This window comes from Kitasatospora sp. NPDC007106 (assembly GCF_040634455.1).
GTDB classification, from domain to species: Bacteria; Actinomycetota; Actinomycetes; order Streptomycetales; family Streptomycetaceae; genus Kitasatospora; species Kitasatospora arboriphila.
In genome coordinates this window covers 1-1,359 of record NZ_JBEYFP010001252.1, presented here as the reverse complement: position 1 = coordinate 1,359, position 1,359 = coordinate 1, and the positions used below count along the sequence as shown (strand labels likewise).

Annotated in this window: 2 protein-coding genes; one reads left to right on the top strand and one right to left on the bottom strand. The window is 71.6% G+C overall.

Annotation, left to right across the window (positions count from 1 at the left end; all coding sequences use genetic code 11):
• On the bottom strand, window positions 1–1,137 hold a 1,137-nt coding region (locus tag ABZ641_RS37595), incomplete at its 3' end, for an HAD-IA family hydrolase (RefSeq protein ID WP_359989093.1).
• A gap of 14 nt (window positions 1,138–1,151) precedes the next feature.
• On the opposite strand from ABZ641_RS37595, the gene ABZ641_RS37590 reads away from it, so the two are divergent.
• Window positions 1,152–1,359: hypothetical protein (locus tag ABZ641_RS37590; RefSeq protein WP_359989091.1), on the top strand; the 208-nt coding region annotated here is incomplete at its 3' end.

Below are 1,359 nucleotides of genomic sequence, written 5' to 3'. Positions count from 1 at the left end.
GCGGCGCGCAGGACGAGACGCTGCGCACCCTGGGCACCACCCACATGATCGAGCACCTGGCGATGAGCACCCTGCCGCGGCTGCACCACGACCGACGATCGCCGCGTAGGGGCCGCCGATGTCCGGCGGGCCGGTGCGGCGGACGACGGAGAGCACGGTCGCGTCGTCCGCGTCGGTGAAGTGGCGGCCCAGTTCCGGGTACAACTCGTCGTCCTCGCGTGCCGCATGCGCCCGGAAGAGCAGGACGAAGCCCTCCGTGCAGCGGCGGAAGTCGGAGATCGCGTGGGACGCGTCGCGGGGGTCGCCGTTCTGCATCCGCTGCCAGGCGACGCGGATCGCCTCCCCGTAGGCGCGGACCTGGTCGTGCTGGTCGAACATCCAGCGGGCGCGGTCCGACGGCATGCCGCGTGCGACGGCCAGCGGCACGATCGCCTCCTCGGCCTTCATGTGCGCCCGGTCCACGAAGTCGGTGAGCGCGTACACGAGCATCCCCATCGCGGTGCGCACCCCCGGCGGGAGGTCCTGTGGCCGGTGCACCGGGTCGAGCGCCTGCACGATGCGGCTTCCGCACACGAGGAGGCGTTCTCCGAGCAGGTGCTCCTGTTCGAGGAACTCCTCGAAGGCACGGCCGCTGTTGCGGACCGACTCCCCCTGCCGGGTGATCACCGCGGGCTGGAACTCCTTGCCGGGCGGCGACGGCTTGAGCACGCCCCGCATGCCGGCCGCCTGGGCGGCGAGGACTTCGACGAGGTTCTCCCCGACGAACAGGCACCGCTCGATCGGCACCCCCATCTGATCGGCCGCGAAGCGGAAGATGGCGGGATCGGGCTTGTTCAGCTTGGCCTCGTGGTTGATCACGATGCCGTGCGGGTCCAGGACGTCGGCGAGGTGGACGACGCTGCCGTCGTTCTCGGTGACGACGGCCTCGGCGATCATCCGGTGTCCCTGCTCGGCGCTGACCTCCGCGGGCAGGTTGGTGATCACGCCGACACGCAGCCCCACCGGGTCCCGCACGGCGTGGAGCAGGATCTCGGTGCTGGGCCGGTACAGCGCGAGATGACCGGGCCGGTCGACGTCGCCGAGGGTGTCGCGCAGGTCGAAGAAGACCGCGTCGCAGTCGACGGTGGTGCCGGGCATGGGACACCCCTTCCGTGGACGTGTACGAGCCGCACGGACGCGACGTCACGGGGCTCGTCGCGGGGCTCGCCGGGCGGTCGTGGACCGCACCACCAGCAGACCGGTCCGCGGGCCGCACGGCATCGTGGAAAACCCTGATTCCGGTACGTGATCGTCCGGTGACGAGCACCTACCGGGTACGACGGAGCCGTCACGCCCTCGTCGCCCCGCCGGCCCGGGACG